Origin of the sequence: Brassicibacter mesophilus (assembly GCF_050433385.1) — a bacterium.
Taxonomy (GTDB): domain Bacteria; phylum Bacillota; class Clostridia; order Tissierellales; family Proteiniboraceae; genus Brassicibacter; species Brassicibacter mesophilus.
This window is the reverse complement of the sequence record NZ_JBNPXI010000021.1, coordinates 1-21,707: the sequence shown is the minus strand read 5'-3', so window position 1 is coordinate 21,707 and position 21,707 is coordinate 1. Positions and strand designations below refer to the sequence as shown.

Sequence of the window (21,707 nt, the reverse complement as noted above, 5' to 3'; positions counted from 1 at the left end):
CGTTCAACTGAATTGTATCTGAAATTGAAAAAAGTATTGAGTGGTTATAGCTCTTGATTAGTAATCTAGAATAATGAGGGTTATTTATTTTGTGCTTTCAACTTCAGATACAATCCTGAGAGTTAGATGACACGGCAATTTCAGAGCAGTTCTTTGGGGATCTTTTAATGAAAAGAAGATATTGCATAATAGTAGAATTATTTGAAGTAAATAAAATTAATGCAAAAGGGGGATGAAGCAATGATGTTAAAAAGAGATCTTCCTATATTGGAGTTTGATCCTGCTATAAGAGCTAAAATTGAGCCTTTTGATACAATTAAAAAGCAGCGAGATGTTCCAGAGTATTGCATAATCACATTCTTTGGTGATGTTATTAAAAGAATGCTAAGTGAGGGAAGATTAAAAAAGGTTGGTGAATTCAAAACATGTACAGTTGTATTACCTATATATGAGACAGCAGTTGATGGGAAACCTATTGGAATTGTGCAAGGTTACTTAGGAGCAGCCGGTTCTGGTGCACAACTTGAACAATTAATTGCTATGGGATTTAAGAAGTTTATTGTTTGTGGAGCTGCTGGTGTGTTAAAAAAGGATATTCAGGTGGGGCACTTGATTGTTCCATATTCGGCAATTAGGGATGAAGGTTTATCTTATCATTATTTAAAGCCGTCTAGAGAAGTTGAATGTAGTAAGTCGGCCTTAAAATGCATCACTAAGTATTTAAAAGTGAATGAGATACCATTTATTGAAGCTAAGACATGGACTACAGATGCATTTTATCGTGAAACAGACGATAAAATAGATCTACGTGTTTCCGAAGGATGTGTAACTGTTGAAATGGAGGCGGCTGCATTTTTCGCAGTTGCTAAATTTAGAAGTGTTGTACTGGGACAAATACTTTATGGAGGAGATGACCTGAGCGGTATCAAATGGGATTCTAGAAATTGGAATAGATTAGAAGATCTTAGAACTAATCTGGTGGATTTATCTATGGCAATATGTTTAGAGTTATAGATTTTCAAATCAATTTGATTAGAAATAAGCTTGAATCAGTAAATATAACTTTGTTGTAGCTACAAAGAATCTATAGTAAGCTATGTAAGAAGTTAAGGCCTACCCTTTATATTATGCGAAAAACCGTTGGAGAAAAGATATTGCCGCACCATCTAACAATAGATTAGCAAACATCTCTTCACTGGGTTCGAAGCACCGCCTACGAAGAGAAGTTCTAGGGTCCAGCTCAGAGACATCGCTAATCAGAACCGTTATCGGACAGATGAACCAAAGTATTTAAATTCTGAAAGTTGTGAGGTGGTACAATGGAATATAAAGATTTGATTGATGGATGGAAAAGGTTTGGATCGTCACCTGAAGATGTTTGTTTACAAACACTTGGAGTTTCACCAGATGAAATTCATGAAAGAGTTATTATTGCACCTTGGTGGGAACCAGATGTATTTGCTAATTTAGGAAATGAAACAACCTATTTGAGCAAGGAGAAATCAATAATAAAAGTTTGGAATATACATGTTGATGAGTGTGTAATTTCATATATAAAAACCGGAATAGGCGCACCTATTCTTACTGATGCAATACTAGCACTTGCAGGAACTAAATGTAAAAAATTACTATTTATTGGTTCGGTTGGAGCCTTAGATTTAAACATATCTATTGGTGATATAGTAATTCCTATGTTGTCAATATGTGGTGATGGAATCAGTAGATACTTAAAAGGAAGTATATTAAAATCTAATGATCCTTTTGGAGAGTTGAGTTATCCTGATGAAGAAATGTTCAATGTGTTAAGTAATACTACAAGAGAAATGTGTCAAGAAAATGGGGTGCAATGGCATATCGGAAAGACATTCAGTGTTGATACTATTGTTGCTCAGTTTCCTTACATTGATGAGATAATGAATATGGGTTGTAATGTAATTGAAATGGAAACTGCTGCAGCATTTCGTGCAGCAACTTTAGTAAATTTAAAATTAGCTGCTCTATTTAGTGTTTCTGATAATACGCTAAAGAACAAATCTTTATTAATTGGAGGAGAAGATAGCGAAATGAACTATAGAAAAGAAGTAAGAAAAAATATTTTCCCCAAAATCATTTTAAAAACTTTGCTATGATAGGGAAAATCAATTTATAGGTTCATTTTGTGTCTCTTTGTGTGATAGGTGCCATCCATCCGATAACAGCATGTTTACGGGAGGTGCTGGTGGGCATGTATCAAGGGTAAGATCAGAGCACCATATCCCTTCACCGGGAGCGAAGCTCTGCCAAGACGGTCTATCTTTTGAGTCCGGCTCAGGGACGTCGTAAACACGGGAACGTTAGGCGAAATACGGCATATACTGAATGAATTTTGGGATGAAGGAGTTAAATAATGAAAAGATTAATTATATTTTCTTTTGGGCTAATAGTGATCTCGTTATTTGCAACAGCATGTAGTGATAATGTTAAAGTTGTCCAAAGTAAAAGTGCAGTTAATCAAGATATCAAGAAAGATGACCTTGGTAAGAAACCTTCTTCAAATAGTATAGAAAACAATGTTGAGATTAAAAGTATTACTTCATTTATTCCAGATGGTTGGCAAATTGCTAAGGCTTATGGAGAATCTGAAGTAGTGGGAGACCTTAATGGAGATGGAATAAATGAATCAACTTCTCCACGTATATTGATTATTGCAACAGGTAACAAAGATATGACTTATAATTTAGCAGTAAAAGCAGAAAAGGCAATTCTAAGAAAAGATGAAGGTGGTAATATGGGAGAACCGTTTATGGGTTTAGAAATAAATCGAGGTTCTCTTTTAATTAATCATTACGGTGGAAGTGCTTGGAGATGGAGTAAATCTTATAGATTTAGATATCAAAAAGATGGTTGGTATTTAATTGGTGCAAGCGAAGATTGGTTTCAAGCTGTTTCAAGTGCAGGAAGACATTATGAAGATATAAATCTGCTAACTGGAGATTATATTGAAATTAAAACAGATGATGACGGAGTAGAGAATAAAACGAGTGGAAATAGAGGAATAAAAAATCTTATCAATTTAGTGGAATTTGATACTAGAGGAGAAAGACAATTTTAATATTATAGCGTACGTATGGGGTGCCGTACTTCGCCTAACACGGCATTTACGAAACTTAGGATGATGAATGCAGTTAGGACGCTTCGTAAATGCCTGAACGTTATATGCCATACTTTAGTTATGGTTTTGAGCAAAAAATACATTCTAAGGAGATAAATTATGATACTTCATGAAGCAATAGAAAAATTATTAAGTCAGGTAGGACGACACATGACAACAACAGAGATTGCAAAAGAATTAAATAAAAATGGCTGGTATCACAAGAAAGATGGATCTATGATTCAACCTTATCAAATTCATGGTCGTACAAGAAACTATCCTCAGATTTTCATTCGTAATGGTTCTACAGTTTTTTTAAGGGAACAGACTAGCTTAAATAAATCAACTCATATTGAGATAGAAGAATTAAAAATAAAACATATAGATATTAAAAAAAGTGATACGTCTCTTGAAGAAGAGTTAATGAACGAAGAAAATTTTAAAAGTGCAATGATTATTGATAATTTAATGCCAAGTAATTCAGGTATTTATTGTATTCGAATAAAAGATATCACTACATTACCTACTCCATTTGATAAAATTATCAAAGAAAGACATCATAATATAATCTACATTGGTATTGCTATTCAAAGTCTAAATAAAAGATTTTTAAAACAAGAACTGAGAGCTAAGGGTCACGGTACATTTTTTAGAAGTCTTGGAGCTATTTTAGGATATAGACCACCCTGTGGTTCACTAAAAAATAAAGTTAATAAAAAAAACTATAAGTTTTCATTAGAAGACCAGGATAAAATAATAGAGTAGATAGACGAAAATCTAATAGTTAATTGGATTGAAACTAATGGGAATCTTGAAGAAGTAGAAAATAAATTAATACAGAAGTATCGTCCTTTGATTAATGTAGACAAGAATCCATTAGCGCTTGAAGAATTGTCAGACTTGAGAGAATTATGTGTAAAAATAGCTAATAGTTGAAAAGAATAAGTCAAAGCAGTTATAGAGGAATGTTACCGGTATACAGCATATAACAAAATACTCCCGTTCACTATGCACATCTCTTCACCGGGTGCGAGCACCGCTTCGAAGAAGGGCTCTGAGGGTCCGGTTCAGAGACGTCGGGAGTACGGTACGTTATATAACATTTCTAGCAGGACTATTAGTAGCCTTTGTAAATCTCATAAAATGAAATCTTAAAAATTTTTACAAGAAGTAACTGTAGGATATTCTATAAGAATTGATATTATAAAGAAATGGGGAATACAATAATGACCTTACCAAAGTTGATTTATTTAGTGAATAGGATGTTTTGGAAAATAACTAAGCCTATAACAATTGGGGTAAGGGTTATGTTATTGAAAGAGAATTCTATCTTGCTAGTAAAGCATACATATCATGACTCATGGTTTCTTCCAGGAGGAAGAATGAAAAAGGGAGAGACATTTGAACAAGCAATTAGAAGAGAATTACATGAAGAATTAGAGTGTGAGTTGCATTCTATAAGATTATTAGGAGTTTATAACAGTTTTAATGAATATAAAAATGATAATATTATTATTTTCTATTCTGATAAATTTTCTCTTATAGGTAAAACAGATACAGAAATTGAAAGGTATGAGTTTTTTCAGCTAAATAATTTACCCGATAGAGTATCTAGAGGAACAAGGAAAAGAATTGAAGAATATATAGAAGGATGTACTTCAAATTTTGGACTTTGATAAATATGAATAGATTTGTAACATCTAAAAATATGAGTTAGTTTTGACTGGGACTTTCTTATAAGAGTGCTGTATGTATTGCGTTTTGGGAATGTGGGGTAGGAAACGTCATATAACAGAGCCTTAGCAACATCGAAAGTGATTATCTAGAGTAAAACCGACATCGCTAAGCCTCAAAACGTTATAAGAAAGAGTATTATCATTTCGGAGACAAGATTTTAGGTCAATTTAATTGTTGTTTGAACTTTTAATTTTTTTTAATAATTAAATAGTGAAGATTATTTATATAATGGAGGGGGAAAAAATAAAGTGGCAAGAGTTTATGGAATTAAAAAGCGATTAGAGCAAAATAATATTGACAAAAAACTTATAAGAGAAATTATTGGAAACGAAGATTTAGTAGAAGTCATTACACGGATGGAAACTTCACTTGATTCTGATATGATGTATGAAATTTTGGATTCTTGTGCCTGTTTGGGCAGTAAAGAATATCGAAAAAAATGTGAAAAAATCGGTAAAGAATTGATGGGTGAATCTTTAAACGAAAAAATAATCTATCTCAATAGTAAGATTTTTGCTTCCGAAAATATTGCCTTAAATAATGAAGGTAATTTGACTGCGGTAATGGTTTACAAAAACAATGATAAGTATTCGTGTGTTTGTTCAGCAACCGTTTGTAAAGATGTGAAAGTTTCAGATCTTGCCCTATCAAAAAGCAATTCTGATGACCGTGATATGCCTTTATCATACTGTTTATGTTGTGCTGGGTCATTTCGCCGTCATTTACAATTAATGTTAGATGTTAAACTGAAAACAAAGAAAATTATTTCGTCTCCGATTAACAGTCGAGGTGAAAAACCATGTGAATTTGTTTATGAATTTAATTGATAAGACTTCCACTAATAAACATAATATCAAATATATAAATTGATATTTTAGGAAAGTCGATGGAGTGTGATAATGCTCCATCTTATAACAACATGTTCACGCTTCGAGTCTTAGAGGGAACGTTCAAGAGGGAAAGTCAGGCCACATCACTTCACCGGGTGCGAGCACCGCCAAGATGTCCGGTTTAGTGACGTCGTGAACACAAGACCGTTAGTACGCCAAGCGAAGCTTGGCTCTTCTGACTAGATGAAAGTCCTAGTAAGACAAGGTCTAGCCAACCACCTTTATCGAGTGTTGCGCTGTGACTGGCGACAGTCAGAGTGAAGTGTACACAGAGAATTCTATAGACCATAGGGGAGACCGTAATCCCTTAAGCATATTCAGCCCCGTCAAGCGTGTCCCTATTACTAATAGGTTAAGCAGATGACGACGTGTTTAACGTCACGGAAGTCAATACAAGGAAATCGCTAAAGGCAAAGATTTCTGAGGGTCTGCCGGGGTCCAAGAACATGGTATGTAGAAAGAGAAGAGTCAGGAACTTGGGAGGTCTTATCATCCCTTGTTAATACAAGAAGCAATAATCAACCGAAAAAGAAGATATTGTATAGATGGTAAGAAGTCGGATTTCCTCATATTACTCTGAAGACGGGAAAGCCGTCTACATGGGGAAGGGGGAAACAGGAGTATGCACCGTACAAAGGAAACAAACACCAGACACGTAGGGCTGGGGCAAAGTTTGCAAACCTCACTGTACGGTATCGAAAGGAAAGCAACTAGAGATAAGAATCATAAATTTCAAAACCTATACAGGCTTTTGAATAGATATAACTTAAGCGAAGCTTGGAGACATGTGAATAAAAGAGCTGCATATGGAATAGATAAAAAGACAGCAAAGGAATTTCAGATAAACCTAGAAAAGGAAATCAAAGAACTAGAAAAAGAACTTATCAATAGACGATACAAGAGTAAGTTGATAAAGAGAATACATATAGAAAAGCCAAATGGTGGAAAAAAATCATTGGGTCTGCCAGTAGTAAGAGATAAACTACTTCAAACACTATGTAAAAAGATACTAGAAGCAATATATGAGCCGATATTTACAGAAAGTAGAAATGGATATAGAAGAAACCGAGGAGCAAAGAAAGCAGTAAAAGACCTTGGAAAAGAATTAAACTTTGGTAGATATGGATATGTAGTGGAGGCAGATATAAAAGGATTCTTTGATAACATGAGTCACGCATGGATAATAAAGATGCTAGAAGAAAAGATAGCAGACAAACAATTCATCAGATTAATCAAGAAGTGGCTAAAAGCAGGAGTTATGACAGAAGAAAACAAGGTGCAAAAGCCAACGAAAGGAACACCCCAAGGCGGAGTAATAAGTCCAATACTAGCAAATATATATCTACACTATGCATTAGATATATGGTTTGAAAAGATAGTAAAGTCACAAGCAGAGGGACAAAGCATGATAATATCCTATGCAGATGACTTTGTATGTGCATTTCAGTACAAAAGAGATGCAGAAAAATTCATGATAAGTCTAGAAAGAAGACTAAAGAAATTTAACCTAGAACTATCAAAAGAGAAGACAAGGCTAGTAAAATTCACAAGATTTAAGAAGAAAGAAAATGGAAGCTTTGATTTCCTAGGATTTACATATAGATGGGAGAAATCAAGGAAAGGAAAAGACATAATAACCCATAAAACAAGTGTAAAGAAGTTCAAGGAATCCATTGAAACAATGAAGAAATGGATAAAAGAACACAGGAACTGTCGCTTAAGGAAAATGATAGATATGATAAATGTAAAACTAAGGGGTTACTACAATTACTATGGCGTAATTGGCAACTGGAAAAGCATATGGAAACTAAATAATATAATAAACAATCTGCTATACAAATGGTTAAATAGGCGAAGCCAAAGAAGAAGCTTCAACTACGTAGAATTTAAAGAAAAGATGAATCTGTACAACCTCCAGAAACCATTTATCAAGAGAGAAGAATATGAACAACTTAAATTTAGTTGCTGAAATACGGAAGTAGAGATATACAACTGAGGAGCCCAGTGCGGGAAATCCGCATGCTGGGATCTGTGCCAGGGGCGTTGGGTGACTGATGGCTCTATGGTGACGGAGAAATTGATTTCTCATTTCAGAGTATATCTATTAGGTCTTTAGATATGATGAATATCGATTAAGTTTGTAATTTAAGAACTCGAGATTATAGGAGGTAGCAAATTGATAGAAATACCTACTTTAGAAGGAAATATGGTACGCTTACGTCCGATGGAAATTGGAAAGGATAAGTATCACTATTATAAAGTATCCCAAGACGAAAAAATGCATGAATGGACTGGCAATACAGTTCCAAAGACAGTAGTTGAAATTGAAGAATTATTAAATGTATATAAAAAAGTACTATATGTATGGATGATAGAAGAAAAATCAAGCAATGAAGTCATCGGAATGATGAGACTTTCTTTCCCTGAGAAAAAAGATGGGAAATTGATAGCAGGTGATTCTCAAAGGTTACATTCTAATTATTGGAGAAAAGGACATATGAAAGAAGCACGAAAACTTATGTATAACTATGCTTTTAATATATTAGGTGTTGAAGTGCTTATAGCCGATGCTTTAAGAGACAATATTAACTCTTGTAAGTCATTAGAATCAGTAGGTTATGAATTGTTTGATACTACAGAAGAATTATTTAAGAAAAAAGAAAAAATACTTAAACGAAATTATTATAAGCTAACTAGAGAAAAATGGATAGAAAATTAATTTAAAAAGAAATATATAATAAAGTTATAGCAAGCAATTGAAGCTGAGAAAACAACATCTCCTAACAAAATGTTCACGCAAGGGTCTTAGGGGGAATGTTTAAGGGGCAAGTCAGACCACATCCCTTCACCGGGTGTGACCACCGCCAAGGCTGTCTATCTATGATGTCCGGTTCAGTGACGTCGTGAACAAAGGGACGTTAGAAGAAATGTCCTTCTGGGTAGCTTCTAACGGGCCATTATAAAAAAGTAGTATTAAAAATTATAGTGAATGAAAGCAAGGGGGAGGGCTTAGTATGAAAAAATCTTTATTAAAAAGTAGGACTATCATTCAATTAGAAGATAAAATTAAACAGTATGGGGATAGAGCCATAGAAGAATTTTTATGCCATTTAAAACAGAAGGGTGCTCCAATAATAGAAGAGTTAGAAAATGAGGTTAAAAACAATTTAGTTACTTTTATATACCAAGGTGATAAAGAATGTAAAAGTGTTTTGTTTGTGCCTGAGATAGGAAGAGATAGATATAAAGATAATTATAAAGATTTTCAAATGGAAAGAATAATGGAAACAGACCTATGGTATATTACTTATGAGATGAGAAATGATGCTCGGTTAATGTACTATTTTTCACCAAATGATCCATTAGATAATAATTGGAATGACAGATTTGATAATAGAATTGTATATGATGAATTTAACAAAAAAGTATTTACATTCCAAGACGAAAATGGAGAAGATAAAGCCTCTTATATAGAAATGCCTAAGGCACCAGAACATATTTGGGCTAAAAAAACAGGAGGTGTAACAAGAGGTAATGTAGAAGAATATAGATTTGAAAGTAAAAACTTAGAGGACAAGCGTAGAATTAGAGTTTATATACCTTATGGATATCATAGGGAAGAAAAACCATATGGAGTTATGGTTTTAACTGATGGTGATGATTACATATATCTTCTTTCTGCCATAGAAACTTTGAATAATCTTATAGCGTCTAAAAAAATACCTCCTATAGTTGCAATATTTATTGATTCAAAAGAAGAAACAAGAGAAAAAGAATTGGAGTGTAGTGATTTCTTCGGTGAGACTATTACAAAAGAATTAATTCCATGGGTTAGGCAAAATTATAATATTTCTAACAATCCAGAAGAGACCATAATTTGTGGACTTAGTTTAGGCGGTTTAACAGCAACTTATTTAGGATTAAACTATCCAGAAGTTTTTGGCAATGTTCTTTCTCAATCAGGTTCTTATTGGTACAAGTCAGAGGGCTCTAGTACTACTAAAGAGGATTGCTGGATGAGTACTAAGTTTAAGAAAATAAATAAGTTACCTCTTAAGTTTTATTTAGATGTAGGAGTTTTTGAACATAAGGAAATGATTTATGCAAATATAAATTTAAGAGATACCTTAATATCTAAAGGCTACTATGTTGATTTTCAATGGTTTAATAGTAGTCATGATTATTTATCCTGGGGAGAAACCTTGGCACATGGATTGATATCTCTTATCGGAATAAAATAGTATAATAAGGATGCTTTATTACCTCATTTTGAAGGTTTCCAATCTGATAGGTATACTTTTTTTATAATAATAAAACACTGTATATATTACTAGTAAATGGTTCGTCATAGAATCTAAAGTTGAGACACTTCTCCTAACATTAGATTAGCAGACATCTCTTCATTGGGTGCGAAGCACCTCCTATGAAGAAATATTCTAAGGTCCAGTTCAGAGACATCGCTAATCCAAGACGTTATAAGAAATTGACTCATTCATTTCAGGGTATTCCTTTGGGGTAAAGAACCTAATATATGTATACTTATAGTAGAATGAAAAACATCTATGCAATTTTCATTCAAATTCTATTGACTGTCACCTAGGGGAGTAGTTTATAATTTGCATTGAGGTGATAAAAATGCTAATAAACGAAGTTTGTAAAGCGTGTAGTGTGACAAAAAAGGCAGTAGAATATTATGAGAAACAAGGTTTGATTAAACCCAAATTAAATAATAACAACTATAGGTGCTATGACAATAATGATCTAACTTTATTAAAAGAAATTGCTATGTTGAGAAAACTTAATATCAGTATTGCCGATATTAAAACAATCATTACGAGTGATGATAGACCAAAAGCATTATCTGATTATAAAATTAAAAAGGAACTTCAAATAGAACAACTGAAAACACAGTATGATTGCTTAAACTATTTATTGGATAATGAATATAATGTAGATAAAGCAATAGACACAATTAATCGAAGATTAGACGAAAATATGGTGATTCAGGATAAATTGACTCATTCATTTCCAGGGTATTATGGAAGGTATCTATCCCTACATTTTGGTAGGTTCTTAAATGGGAAAATTGACAGTGATGAAAAGGTATTAGCATATTATAGGATAATTCAATTTCTTGATAATATTGATATCCCAGAAGAATTAGAAGAATTTCTATCAAAATATTTGAATGAAATAAGTGAAAGCGACTTACAAAAGATAGAAGAGTCTACCAATAATGTGATAAGTGATATAAGCAATTATATTGCTAAAAACAATGATAATATATCACAATATTTAGAATATCGTAATTCACAAGAGTTTAAATCAAGTCCTATGTATAAAATGCAACAACTTTTAATTAAATTTAAAGAAGATAGTAGATACAATGATATTTTTATTTATAATCTTAAAATATTAAGTAGTTCTTACCGAGAATATCACGAAAAAATTATGTTGGCAAATACTGAGTTTTTAAGCAAATACCCAGAAGCTAATGACATCTATAAAAACTGATATGAAAGATAGTTTAGATTTGTTGGAGAAACAATAAAAAACATTAGGGAAATGGCTTCTAAGCTGAATGAGTCAACATCTGATAACAAAATGTTTCCGTTCGCTACGCACATCTCTTCACTGGGTGCAAACACCGCCTACGAAGAATGGTTCAGGGGGTCCGGTTCAGCGACGTCGGAAATACGAGACGTTAGTGCGCCAAGAAAGCTTGACAATTCTTACAAGGTGAAAGTCCTTGTTGGATAAGGTCTAACCAACCATCCATACCGAGTGTTGGGTCGAAACTGGTAACAGTAAGGCTAAGCGTACACAGGGAACTATGCAGGCCATAGGGGAGACCGTAATCCCTGAAGCATATTCAGCCTCGTAACCGGGTTAAAACAGAAGGCGATGTGTTTAACGTCACGGAAGCCAACACAGAGAAATCGATAGAGGTGAGATTCCCGAGGTTCTGTCGGGGTCAAAGAACATGGCATGTATAGAGAGAGTTGTTAGGAGCTTGGGAGGCTCCTATGGCTCCGATAGCATTAATATCGGTAGGTCTATCCAATCGAAAAAAGAGGACGACCAATGCTTGTAGGAATTCGGATTAATCCATAGTACTCTGAGACGGTAACGCCGATTACATGGGGAAGGGGTTAACAAATATATGTAGCCCGCAAATGAAACATTATCCGGACTGCAGGACTGGAGGAAATAATGCAAACATCACTGTGGGGAATAGCAAGAAAAGCAAAACAAGATGACAAATACAAATTCGGAAACTTATACGGGATGATAGATAAAGAAGCACTGTATATAGCATGGAAAGATATAAAAAAGAATTCAGCATCTGGAATAGACAAGGAAACAGCAGAAGAATTCAGGAAAAATCTAGATGAGAACTTAGAAACCATGCTAACAGAGCTAAAAAGCAAAAAGTATAAGGCAAGATTAATAAAGAGAGTAAACATACCAAAAGGCGATGGAAAAACTCGTCCGCTAGGACTTCCAGTACTAAGAGACAAAATAATCCAACGAGCAGCAGCAAATATACTAGAAGCAATATATGAACAAGATTTTCTAAAAAGTAGCTATGGATACAGATCAAAACAGGAGCACAAAAGGCAGTAAAAGAAATGACAAAAGAACTAATGGGTAGATACAGTTACGTAGTAGAAGCAGACATAAGAAGCTACTTTGACAACATAAACCATAAATGGCTAATAACAATGCTAGAACAAAGGATAAAAGACAAGACATTTCTAAGACTAATAAAGAAATGGCTAAAAGCAGGCATATTAGATGTAGATGGAAAAATAATAAACCCACAAACAGGATGCCCGCAAGGGTCAGTCATAAGTCCGATACTAGCAAACATATACCTACATTACTCATTAGATATATGGTTTGAAAAAAAGAGTAAAGCCATCATGCAAAGGAGAAGCATATCTATGCAGAACAGTAGATGACTTCATATGTGCCTTTAGATACAAAGAGGGTGCAGATAAACTTTATAGAAACTTAGGAAATAGACTAGCAAAATTTAGCTTAGAACTAGCAGAAGAAAAGACAAAAATAATAAGCTTTTCAAGATTTAGAAAATACGAAAACACAAGCTTTGAATTTCTAGGATTTGAGTATCGTTGGGCAGTATCAAGAAAAGGAAAAGACATAATAGCAAGAAGGACAAGTAGGAAGAAGTTAAGAAAATCGCTAAAAGCGTTTACACAGTGGTGCAAAGAAAATAGGCACAATAGGATAAAACGCATAGTTGAAACACTAAATGTAAAGTTTCGAGGATATTTTAATTACTATGGAGTAATAGGAAATAGCAAAGGATTATATGATTTTTATGGACCAGCAAAAAAAATACTCTATAAGTGGTTAAACAGAAGAAGTCAAAGGAGAAGTTTTACATGGGAAGAATTCAACAAGAAAATGAAATGGTATGGACTTATCAAACCGAAGATAACAGAAAAGATAGATAATCAAATAAGAATAGAAGAATGTTTTGTTTAATTACGGAAGCGAGTATATTTGAAGAGCCCGGTGCGGGAAATCTGCACGTCGGGATTCTGAGCGGAGTGCGTCAGGTGACTGACGCGTCTACCGTAACTAGGACATAGTGATGTGGGGGTTATTCTTTGAACGTCTATAATAAAAATAGTGATTAAAGAAATAAAATATTGAAATTATTCAAATTAAGCAAGGAGCAAACATTTATGGAAATTAAATTATTAAATAATGAAACATATAAAGGAAAAAAATTAATATTTAGATATAAAACAGAATTTTTTTATGACATTGAAGCTGTAGAAGATAATAATGGTTTTTATTTTTCTCTCATGAAAAAGAAATATGATAAGATAATTGAAAAACAGTTTGAAGATACACTTTTATCAGATTGGCTTGAAAATCCAAAACTTTTCGGAGTAGTCGAAAAAGAAGATGTAATAGGTTATTTAGAACTAAGCCATGAACAATGGAATAATAGAATGCGAATTTCAAATATTTTAGTTGAAAAATCTCATCGTGGACAAGGCATAGGAAAAGCATTAATGAAAAAAGCATGTTTAACTGCTATTCAAGAAAATGCAAGAATGATTATTTTAGAAACACAATCATGTAATTATAATGCAATATCATTTTATAAAAGTTGTGGTTTCTCAATCATAGGGTTTGATTTATTTGCATACACAAATCAAGATGTTAATAAGAGAGAGTTTCGCATCGAAATGGCAAAACAGATTGATTTTGTCGAGTAAAATTATCTTATGTGGATTGTCACAGAGTTCACTACATCCTATAACAACATGTTCACGCAAGGGTCCTAGCGAGAACGTTCAAGAGGGCAAGTCAGACCACATCACTTCACCGGGTGCGAGCACCGCCAAGACGGTCTAGCTATTTGTGTCCGGTTCAAGCGACGTCGTGAACACAAGACTGTTATCTGTAATAGCAAAATAACAGAAAAAATAAAAAATATATAAGATAGATAAAACATAATAGTAGATTATTATGAAGCATTACATGAGGTACTACATAAAGTTAAGAATAGAGAGTATTCCATGAAGGATTACTTTAGTAGTGAAAATAATATAATAAGTAGGTGAAAGATGTATAATAAAGGCTTTTGAGAAAAGATATGGTAATCTATGGCAAGAGAAGTGAACTCAAAAAATAATGAGAGGTTGGCGGAAATATATGGAAAGAAAAGCATTAAAGACATTATTAAGAAATATAAAAGATAACAAATACACAGTACCAGAGGGGGTGAACCCATATAAATTATCCTTAGAGCTGATGGATTATATAGGAGATACTGACGGTGAACTGCGTAATGACTTGGCTTTTGACATTCTTGTAGAATGGATAGTGAGTGATGTTCTTACACCAGAAGAAGCATATGAGATATTTTTAATTGCATTGGACGAAAAACATATTTTCAAAGGCTTAGGAGAAATGGGAGATTCAGTTTTTGACAGGAGTTTTTCCGTTGAAGTGACTGCATGTGTTATCTATAAGCATAGGAAGCGTTTATCTGATAGTGATATTTTAAAAGCTTTTAAGAAAGTTCTGAAATTTTATAATGAGGACAGGGATGTAAGAGGTTTTGTAGAGGGTAAAAGCTGGGCTCATGGGGCGGCCCACGGTGCTGATGCTCTGGTGGAACTTGCACAATGTCAAATAATAGGATATGAAGGATTAAAAGAGATATTAGATTCAATACATAAAAAAATTAAAATAAATTACTACGGATATATTAACAACGAGGATGAGCGTATGATATCGGCTGTTAAGGCGGTTTTGGAAAGAGATATAATTCCTGTAGAAGAAATTGAAGAATGGATTAGAAGCATTGGTAACAGAGAAAAAACAGGTATAGTTCCTGATCATTTATTTATTGAATTTAATGTAACTCTTTTCTTAAAAAGCTTATACTTTAGACTAGTTGATCATACTAAGTATGATCAACTAGCAAAAATAGTTAAAGAGGTGCTAAAGAAAACAAGTCGTTTTGGTGAGGATTACTCATAAACCGATTATATAGACAAGTAATAGATTCCAATTTGTAGAGCTGTAGTAGCATAATTTTAGTGTTAGTTAAGTCGTCTCTTTCTTATGTTGTGTAAGAAATTTGGATGTTACGGAATTCTTTGGGGATACTACAACAGATAAACCAGCTAATAGTTGTCAAGGGTTTTTTGAAAAAAAGTAGAATATAGTAAAAATAGGCATAGTAAACAAGCCTATTAAAAAATAGGTTTTAAAAGTGCTACTGCAAGGTAATAATCTATACTAATTAATGATTTAAATTAAATGTTTTACCGCTCTTTAAGATAGCATAAATAATCCTTAATAATTTGTTACAAGTAGCAATAATAGTTACTTTAGAAGGCTTTCCTTCAGCTATTTTTTTATCATAATAAGCTCTTAATGTAGTATTTGCATATCCACTAGACCTTCTATAAATTCCAGCACACGTAGCTTGATATAAAGCCTTTCTAAGATATGTTGATCCACGTTTAGATATTTTGTTGTTAGAAGCTCTAAAGGTTCCCGATTGATAAACAGATGGATCAATTCCAGCGAATGCCACAATCTGTTTTTCAGTAGGGAATCTAGTAATATCACCGATCTCTGAGAGAATAGTAGAGGCTGTCATATCTCCAACTCCAGGAATGGATAGGAGAAGCTCGTATTGAGGAGAACGCTTAGCCCATTTAATCATTTGATCCCGTACATCAGTCAATATATTTTGTATGTAAATGAGCAATTTGATATATTGCTCCAAAGCATAAACATTAGACTGCTGGGACGTATTATCAGGTAAGCTTTCTTTGGCAGTCTCTACTATTAGCTTAGCTTTTTCAACAGACCATGATTTGGCTCTACCACGCACTCTAAGATATTGTACAAGCTCTTCAAAATTAGCATTTAATACATTCTCAGGAGTATTAAAATTAGAAAGAAAATTAAGAGAGATCTTGCTAGATACAGAAGAAAAGAGCTTATCATAATTAGGAAAAACAACATCTAAAATACTTCTTAACCTAAGGATAGCTTCAGTGTAGAGAATATTAAAACCCTCATAATGCCGACAGGCAGTTCTCAGATTGCTAGTAATACTGTCAGGCAATTTAGTAGGCATGAAGCTATTAAGGTAATATACTTTAGCGATTCTATTAGTATCAACAGGATCAGTTTTAACCTTACGAATAGTCTTTTTCTTAAGTTCATGTGTCTGAAGTGGATTTAGTACTATCACATCATAACCATGGCTCATAAAATATGAAGTGATAGGCTTAGAGTAATTACCTGTAGCTTCAAGAACTATACTTGGCTCTGTGCCTGTAATATTCTCCATTTCATCCAATAAAGATAAAAGGTTTTTAAGATCATTTGGAGAATGGTTAAACTTAAAAGGCTTAGAAAAAGGTTTAGAATTAGAAAGAAAAGCAGCAGCATAACTATTAGATTTTGAAACATCAATAGATAAAATTGGATTCATAGAATACCTCCTTTTTTTACTAGGTCCTAAGCATCAACAGCTCCTCAGGTTCGCGAAGTGATGCGGGGTCAAAGCCCCAACCAGCTTAATCGAGGTAACAAGTCTAGCCTAGGCTTGAACACTTTAAACGACGGGATCTAGGCCCCAACAAACTATACGTTCTTTACCTAGTTTATATCTAGATTATTGACAAAAAAAGACTTATACCAAGACTAAACTGGTATAAGCTAATAATACGAACAAGCTATTTACAGATATTCCACAAAAAGAGTGTGTAACATCGTAATATATCCAAAACGTTAGATGGCATTGGTACTAGTCGGAAATTGTAAACTTAAGATAAAAACTGTGAAGTTAGAAAAAAATATATATAATGGGCGGAGGAAGACATGGAAAACCATATTGAAAAAATTCAAAAGTATTTACATAATGGACGTGCTGAAGATATGGATAATCGCATTGAAAGGCTTCGAAAGTATATTGATGAAATTCTATTAAATATGAAAGACACTCAAGAAAGAAGGTGCGGGTATCTCCATCTTTATGGAGTTTCGCAAGCGTGTGCTATGATTGCTCTCAAAAGAAATCAAGATGTTGAATTGGCGACCATAGTTGGTATGTTACATGATTTACATTCTTACAAAACCATGAATACTGAAAATCATGCTGAGCACGGTGCAGTTTTGGCACGTAAAATTCTTGGGGAGTTGTCATTAACAACTGATAATGAAACCGATTTAATATGTTCAGCTATTCGCAACCACAGTTCTAAGGAGACTACTCATTCTGCATTTGATGAAGTATTAAAAGATGCAGATGTTTTGCATCATTGTTTATATAATCCCCTTTTCTCTGTGATGGAACATGAAAAATGTAGGTTTCAGAATTTATTAACTGAATTTGGTATTTTGCGAACAGTATAAGCATTTTCGGTACTAAGATTGATACATAACATTTATATATTACGTTTCAACTACACATTTATGGATATTGGTAGCTTCCGTACGCAACATCACCTAACATTGACTTCCCAACATCTATTGGTTTCATGACTAGTGGAAGGGGATGTTAATTGAACCGTTAGACGTCGGGAAGTCAGGGGACGTTATATAAAATCGCGCGCAAGTCCGCTGCGTCCTGTGGCGGGTTTTAAGGACTTGGCTTTAGGGAGACTGGTTCATACAAGTATGATAAAGCGAACTACAGATTATTTATATTATATAAACTTTACTAAGGAGGTACTTATGAAAACTCACTATTATTTCGGTTGGTTTAACGATATTTTTCTTGAGAAGCTGGTCAGGTTGTTGCATGAGGATATAACTGATAGAAAATCGCTTGTTATGATTAGCGCGAATCCATTTCTTCATGAAGATGAGGAAGTTGGTGCTACTGAACGCTCGTGGCTTGACCAGGCTAACATTATTTTTGATGAATATCATTTAATTGATTATGGCGTACAGAAGGAAGAGGCCCAAAAATTAATTCAAAATGCTTCGGTCATTTTCTTGTTGGGTGGAAATACAGTTGAACAGAACGGTCTTTTGATTGAATATGAATTGTCAGATTTGATTAAAAAAAGCAAAGCCGTTGTGATGGGGACAAGCGCTGGTGCGATAAACATGTCCGCTAAATGGTTATGCTCGAAATACACTGGCTATAAAGGTGAAATAAGCTCTATTTACGACGGTATCGGCCTTGACGATTTTTCTGTCCTGTCTCATTTTGATCTTGAAAATAACATTGCGCAGATTCAAGGTGAACTATCTCCCTTATCAGAAGAAATGAATGTTTATGCGTCGAACAAAGATTGCGTTGTACGTGTAAAGGGAGACAAAATAGACATTTTAGGCAATGTATATTTAATTTCCCACTCAAAGATTCGGAAGTTGGATGAGACACTTTAGTTGTGGTGAGTGGTTAGGGCTTAACTGAATTAATTTCTTTATGCAAAACTTCTGCAACAGGCAAAGTCATGGTCGCGTACAGTATAAGCATAATCTACAGTAAGTTTCTTGCACAATATTATTATATTATGAAATATAAGGGATAGAAATTAAGGGGCTGACGTCCTGTCAGCCTCTGAGCTTCGAAGGCGCGCGACTTTACATAACAATGCATTGCCGGTTCCGCTACGCTCCGACCCAAACCTTTTCGCTGGGAGACAAGCTCCGCCAAGAAGCATTCCTTTGGAGTCCAGCTCAAAGGCTTCGGCAATCCGGGACGTTATAAGACATGGGGCGCGGATTCTGCCACTTCCTGTTGCGGATTGTATAAGTATAACTATGTAGCTGGGTATTAGTATATAGAGCGAATTGAAAATTATTTACATTCGGAGGTGTCACTATGTCTGAAATGAATAAAAGAGAGAAAGTGAAAGAACAGTATTCAAATGACAACAAATTATCAGCAAGGATAAATTTACATTCTAAACATAGTACAAATGAGCAGGGATTTTATCCTTGGTTATTTGAAAAATATGAGTTCCACAAAAGCTTTCGTATATTGGAGTTGGGATGCGGAAATGCTGCTCAATGGTATGGACGCATAGATGATTTGCCTGAAGATTGTATACTTGTCTTAACTGATTTTTCATTCGGGATGGTAGATGCAGTATGGCAAAAGTACTCAAAGTATAACAATGTATTAGTACAACGTGTCGATATTCAAGATATGCCATTTCCAAATGAGGTGTTTGATATTATTATAGCAAACCACATGCTTTACCATATTCCAGACTTGGACAAGGCACTGGCTGAAGTAAAACGTGTGCTTAAAAATGACGGACGGTTTTACGCGTCAACAAATGGGAATGGCGGAATGCGTCCATATTTACATGACGCATTAAAGCGTTTTAATCCCGAAATTGATTCCTTTAAAACCGAACTATTATTTACAATGCAAAATGGCGAGAAAACATTACATAAGTTTTTTGATGATGTAAAACTGGTTGAATTTGAAGATTCCCTTAGAATCACAGAAACACAGGATTTAGTTGATTGGATTAAGTCAACAATTACATTTGCGAGCTTTTCTGAAAGCGACCTTGATGGATTGTTTGAGTTTTTTGAAGAGATACGGATTAAAGAAGGAACAATAAATATTCCTAAAGAAATGGGTTTGTTTATTTCAAGAAAAAGCTAAGGTGTTTATGTAAAAAAGCATAAATAAAAGTTGTTTTACAGTAATTATTTGGGTCGCAGCATCCTTGCTGCTCTAGCCTCTGTAGGTGCCCCACATCTTATAACAACATGTTCATGCTCCGGGTGGCGGCTGAAAAGTGCTTAGGGCAAGGGCTCTAGAGTATTGTAAGGTAGAAATTAATGGTCACCACCAAATCGATTCGTCGGGCAAACGAGTTGCCGCCTAGGAGAAGGACTTCGTGGGTCCGACTCATCGACTTCATGAACACAAACCGTTATAAGAAAGAGCGTTATCATTTCAGAGAAAAACTTTGAGGTTGATTGAAACATACTTTGAAGCTTTATATCTGATTGATATATATAGTTAGTGAAGATTATTTATATTTTGTGAGGTGAAATTATGGACTTTAGAAAAACATTTGATAAAATTCCAGAACAGTTTGACAAGTGGAGACCACGCTATTGTGATGAGCTTTTTGCTGATATTATAAAATATGCCGATATTGATAAAAGTAAATCAGTACTTGAAATTGGGGCAGGAACAGGACAAGCTACTGAACCGTTTTTGAAAACAGGTTGTGATTACCTGGCTGTTGAACTTGGTGAACATTTTGTTGAATTTACAAAGAAAAAATTTGGTGCATATAATAATTTCAAAATTATAAACGGCGATTTTGAAACTTATGACTTTGGAGATTGTAAATTTGACTTGGTTTTTTCTGCTGCTACTATCCAATGGATACCTGAAAAGATTGGTTTTCCAAAGGTGTACAACCTTCTTAAAACTGGTGGAACATTAGCTATGTTTATGACTCGAACTGATGAAAAAACATCAAACGTGGCATTGTATGATGAAATACAGAAAGTTTATGATGAATATTTTCATGTTGAACAAGAGTATACTTGTAGATTGAATTATGACAATATTGTTAACTATAGATTTGTTGATTATAATTATCGTGATTGGAAAAAGACAAGAGTTTTTAATGCTGATGAATATGTTAATTATCTAGGAACGAGTTGTGCACATATTACATTACAAGAACCGTATAAATCAAACTTTTATAACGGAATTCGAGAAGCAATTACAAATTCAGGAAATAGAATAGTCCTTAATGACACAATAGCGCTCTATTTGGCAAAAAAATTATAAATGCGCAAAATAGGTATAATATCAAGAATATAAATTGTATTTATATTTAATAAAAAGTTATTTGAAGAAAGTCTTTGAAGAGTGATAACACCCCATGTTATAACATAGGATTGTAGTCATCCTATCAAAAACATAGGACGACTACAATCCATAACCCGTTATCTGCAATCCCTAAAGGCAATGTAGACTATCAACATAAAAATAAATAAAAAAGAAATAGAAAATCCCCAATTAAGAACGAATTAGATAAATCATATAAGTTCTATCACGTGACACATGAATTATTCATATACAATCAGATAAACAGGAATTTGCAAATTGGTTTTAGAGATATTAGGCAAAATAAATTACAAGAGGTGAAACACATGAGAAAAACGCTTCAGGATGTGGCAAGCTATTTGAAGGAAATTATGGTGCCCGAAACGCACGAAGCATATGCGATCAATCCTGCATATACAAATGTTTCAAGTGAAGAGAGCATACGTGAGGGTGTTCTGGCGTTCAGAGCCTTTTTGGTTCGGCTTTACGATGTTTTATACACCAAAGGCGACGTCTATGATAATAGCAAAAAAGTTGCCCATGAATATGAAAACCGCACCACGCTTTCAGTGTATTATCCGTTCCTGCACAATGTAAGCACCATACT

20 protein-coding genes and 1 pseudogene are annotated in these 21,707 nt (G+C 34.0%); 20 read left to right on the top strand and 1 reads right to left on the bottom strand.

Annotated elements, in window-relative coordinates; all coding sequences use genetic code 11:
• Positions 1–240: 240 nt before the first annotated feature.
• From HNR33_RS17815 to HNR33_RS17745, 15 genes and pseudogenes are all read left to right on the top strand, one after another.
• On the top strand, positions 241–1,014 hold the full coding sequence (locus HNR33_RS17815; protein ID WP_429085942.1) for a nucleoside phosphorylase: 774 nt from the start codon (positions 241–243) through the stop codon (positions 1,012–1,014).
• A 305-nt stretch (positions 1,015–1,319) separates the two neighbouring features.
• A complete protein-coding gene (locus HNR33_RS17810; protein WP_429085941.1) occupies positions 1,320–2,129 on the top strand; it encodes a phosphorylase family protein in 810 nt (269 codons plus the stop codon).
• Positions 2,130–2,386: 257 nt separating this feature from the next.
• Positions 2,387–3,091, top strand: a complete 705-nt coding sequence (locus HNR33_RS17805; RefSeq protein WP_429085938.1) for a hypothetical protein — start codon at positions 2,387–2,389, stop codon at positions 3,089–3,091.
• Between the two features lie 159 nt (positions 3,092–3,250).
• A pseudogene (locus tag HNR33_RS17800) lies at positions 3,251–4,066 on the top strand (GIY-YIG nuclease family protein).
• Between the two features lie 290 nt (positions 4,067–4,356).
• Positions 4,357–4,806, top strand: a complete 450-nt coding sequence (locus HNR33_RS17795; protein WP_429085936.1) for an NUDIX domain-containing protein — start codon at positions 4,357–4,359, stop codon at positions 4,804–4,806.
• A 309-nt stretch (positions 4,807–5,115) separates the two neighbouring features.
• The gene (locus HNR33_RS17790; protein WP_429085933.1) at positions 5,116–5,694 is read left to right on the top strand and encodes a hypothetical protein; all 579 of its coding nucleotides are present in this window, start codon (positions 5,116–5,118) and stop codon (positions 5,692–5,694) included.
• Between the two features lie 685 nt (positions 5,695–6,379).
• Entirely contained in the window at positions 6,380–7,726 is a 1,347-nt protein-coding gene (gene ltrA / locus HNR33_RS17785; protein WP_429085930.1) for a group II intron reverse transcriptase/maturase, read from the top strand.
• A 207-nt stretch (positions 7,727–7,933) separates the two neighbouring features.
• Positions 7,934–8,476: a GNAT family N-acetyltransferase gene (locus HNR33_RS17780; RefSeq protein ID WP_429085927.1), complete on the top strand. Its 543-nt coding sequence runs from the start codon at positions 7,934–7,936 to the stop codon at positions 8,474–8,476.
• Between the two features lie 295 nt (positions 8,477–8,771).
• Positions 8,772–9,998 (top strand): alpha/beta hydrolase-fold protein, encoded by a 1,227-nt coding sequence (locus HNR33_RS17775; protein ID WP_429085924.1) that lies wholly within the window; start codon positions 8,772–8,774, stop codon positions 9,996–9,998.
• Positions 9,999–10,392: 394 nt separating this feature from the next.
• Positions 10,393–11,271 (top strand): MerR family transcriptional regulator, encoded by an 879-nt coding sequence (locus tag HNR33_RS17770; protein ID WP_429085922.1) that lies wholly within the window; start codon positions 10,393–10,395, stop codon positions 11,269–11,271.
• 699 nt (positions 11,272–11,970) lie between these two features.
• Positions 11,971–12,384 carry a hypothetical protein gene (locus HNR33_RS17765; protein ID WP_429085920.1) on the top strand — a complete coding sequence of 138 codons (414 nt, stop codon included), beginning with the start codon at positions 11,971–11,973 and terminating at the stop codon, positions 12,382–12,384.
• A 5-nt stretch (positions 12,385–12,389) separates the two neighbouring features.
• A complete protein-coding gene (locus tag HNR33_RS17760; protein ID WP_429085917.1) occupies positions 12,390–12,722 on the top strand; it encodes a reverse transcriptase domain-containing protein in 333 nt (110 codons plus the stop codon).
• A complete protein-coding gene (locus tag HNR33_RS17755) occupies positions 12,661–13,272 on the top strand; it encodes an RNA-dependent RNA polymerase family protein (protein WP_429085914.1) in 612 nt (203 codons plus the stop codon). Before HNR33_RS17760 ends, HNR33_RS17755 begins: the two co-directional genes overlap by 62 nt.
• A 203-nt stretch (positions 13,273–13,475) precedes the next feature.
• The gene (locus tag HNR33_RS17750) at positions 13,476–14,018 is read left to right on the top strand and encodes a GNAT family N-acetyltransferase (RefSeq protein WP_429085911.1); all 543 of its coding nucleotides are present in this window, start codon (positions 13,476–13,478) and stop codon (positions 14,016–14,018) included.
• Between the two features lie 439 nt (positions 14,019–14,457).
• Positions 14,458–15,291 carry a DUF2785 domain-containing protein gene (locus HNR33_RS17745; protein WP_429085908.1) on the top strand — a complete coding sequence of 278 codons (834 nt, stop codon included), beginning with the start codon at positions 14,458–14,460 and terminating at the stop codon, positions 15,289–15,291.
• 265 nt (positions 15,292–15,556) lie between these two features.
• Here the strand turns inward: HNR33_RS17745 and HNR33_RS17740 are convergent, their stop codons facing one another.
• Entirely contained in the window at positions 15,557–16,765 is a 1,209-nt protein-coding gene (locus HNR33_RS17740) for an IS110 family RNA-guided transposase (protein ID WP_429085906.1), read from the bottom strand.
• A gap of 389 nt (positions 16,766–17,154) precedes the next feature.
• Between HNR33_RS17740 and HNR33_RS17735 the strand changes: the two genes are divergently transcribed.
• The 5 genes from HNR33_RS17735 to HNR33_RS17715 form a co-directional block, all read left to right on the top strand.
• Positions 17,155–17,688 carry an HD domain-containing protein gene (locus HNR33_RS17735; protein ID WP_429085904.1) on the top strand — a complete coding sequence of 178 codons (534 nt, stop codon included), beginning with the start codon at positions 17,155–17,157 and terminating at the stop codon, positions 17,686–17,688.
• A 321-nt stretch (positions 17,689–18,009) separates the two neighbouring features.
• Positions 18,010–18,672, top strand: coding sequence for a Type 1 glutamine amidotransferase-like domain-containing protein (locus HNR33_RS17730; RefSeq protein WP_429085901.1), 663 nt, complete (start codon positions 18,010–18,012; stop codon positions 18,670–18,672).
• A gap of 439 nt (positions 18,673–19,111) precedes the next feature.
• The gene (locus HNR33_RS17725) at positions 19,112–19,909 is read left to right on the top strand and encodes a class I SAM-dependent methyltransferase (protein ID WP_429085898.1); all 798 of its coding nucleotides are present in this window, start codon (positions 19,112–19,114) and stop codon (positions 19,907–19,909) included.
• A gap of 399 nt (positions 19,910–20,308) precedes the next feature.
• A complete protein-coding gene (locus HNR33_RS17720; protein WP_429085896.1) occupies positions 20,309–21,061 on the top strand; it encodes a class I SAM-dependent methyltransferase in 753 nt (250 codons plus the stop codon).
• 365 nt (positions 21,062–21,426) lie between these two features.
• Positions 21,427–21,707, top strand: a 281-nt coding sequence (locus HNR33_RS17715; RefSeq protein WP_429085894.1) for a hypothetical protein, incomplete at its 3' end; no start/stop codon positions are given.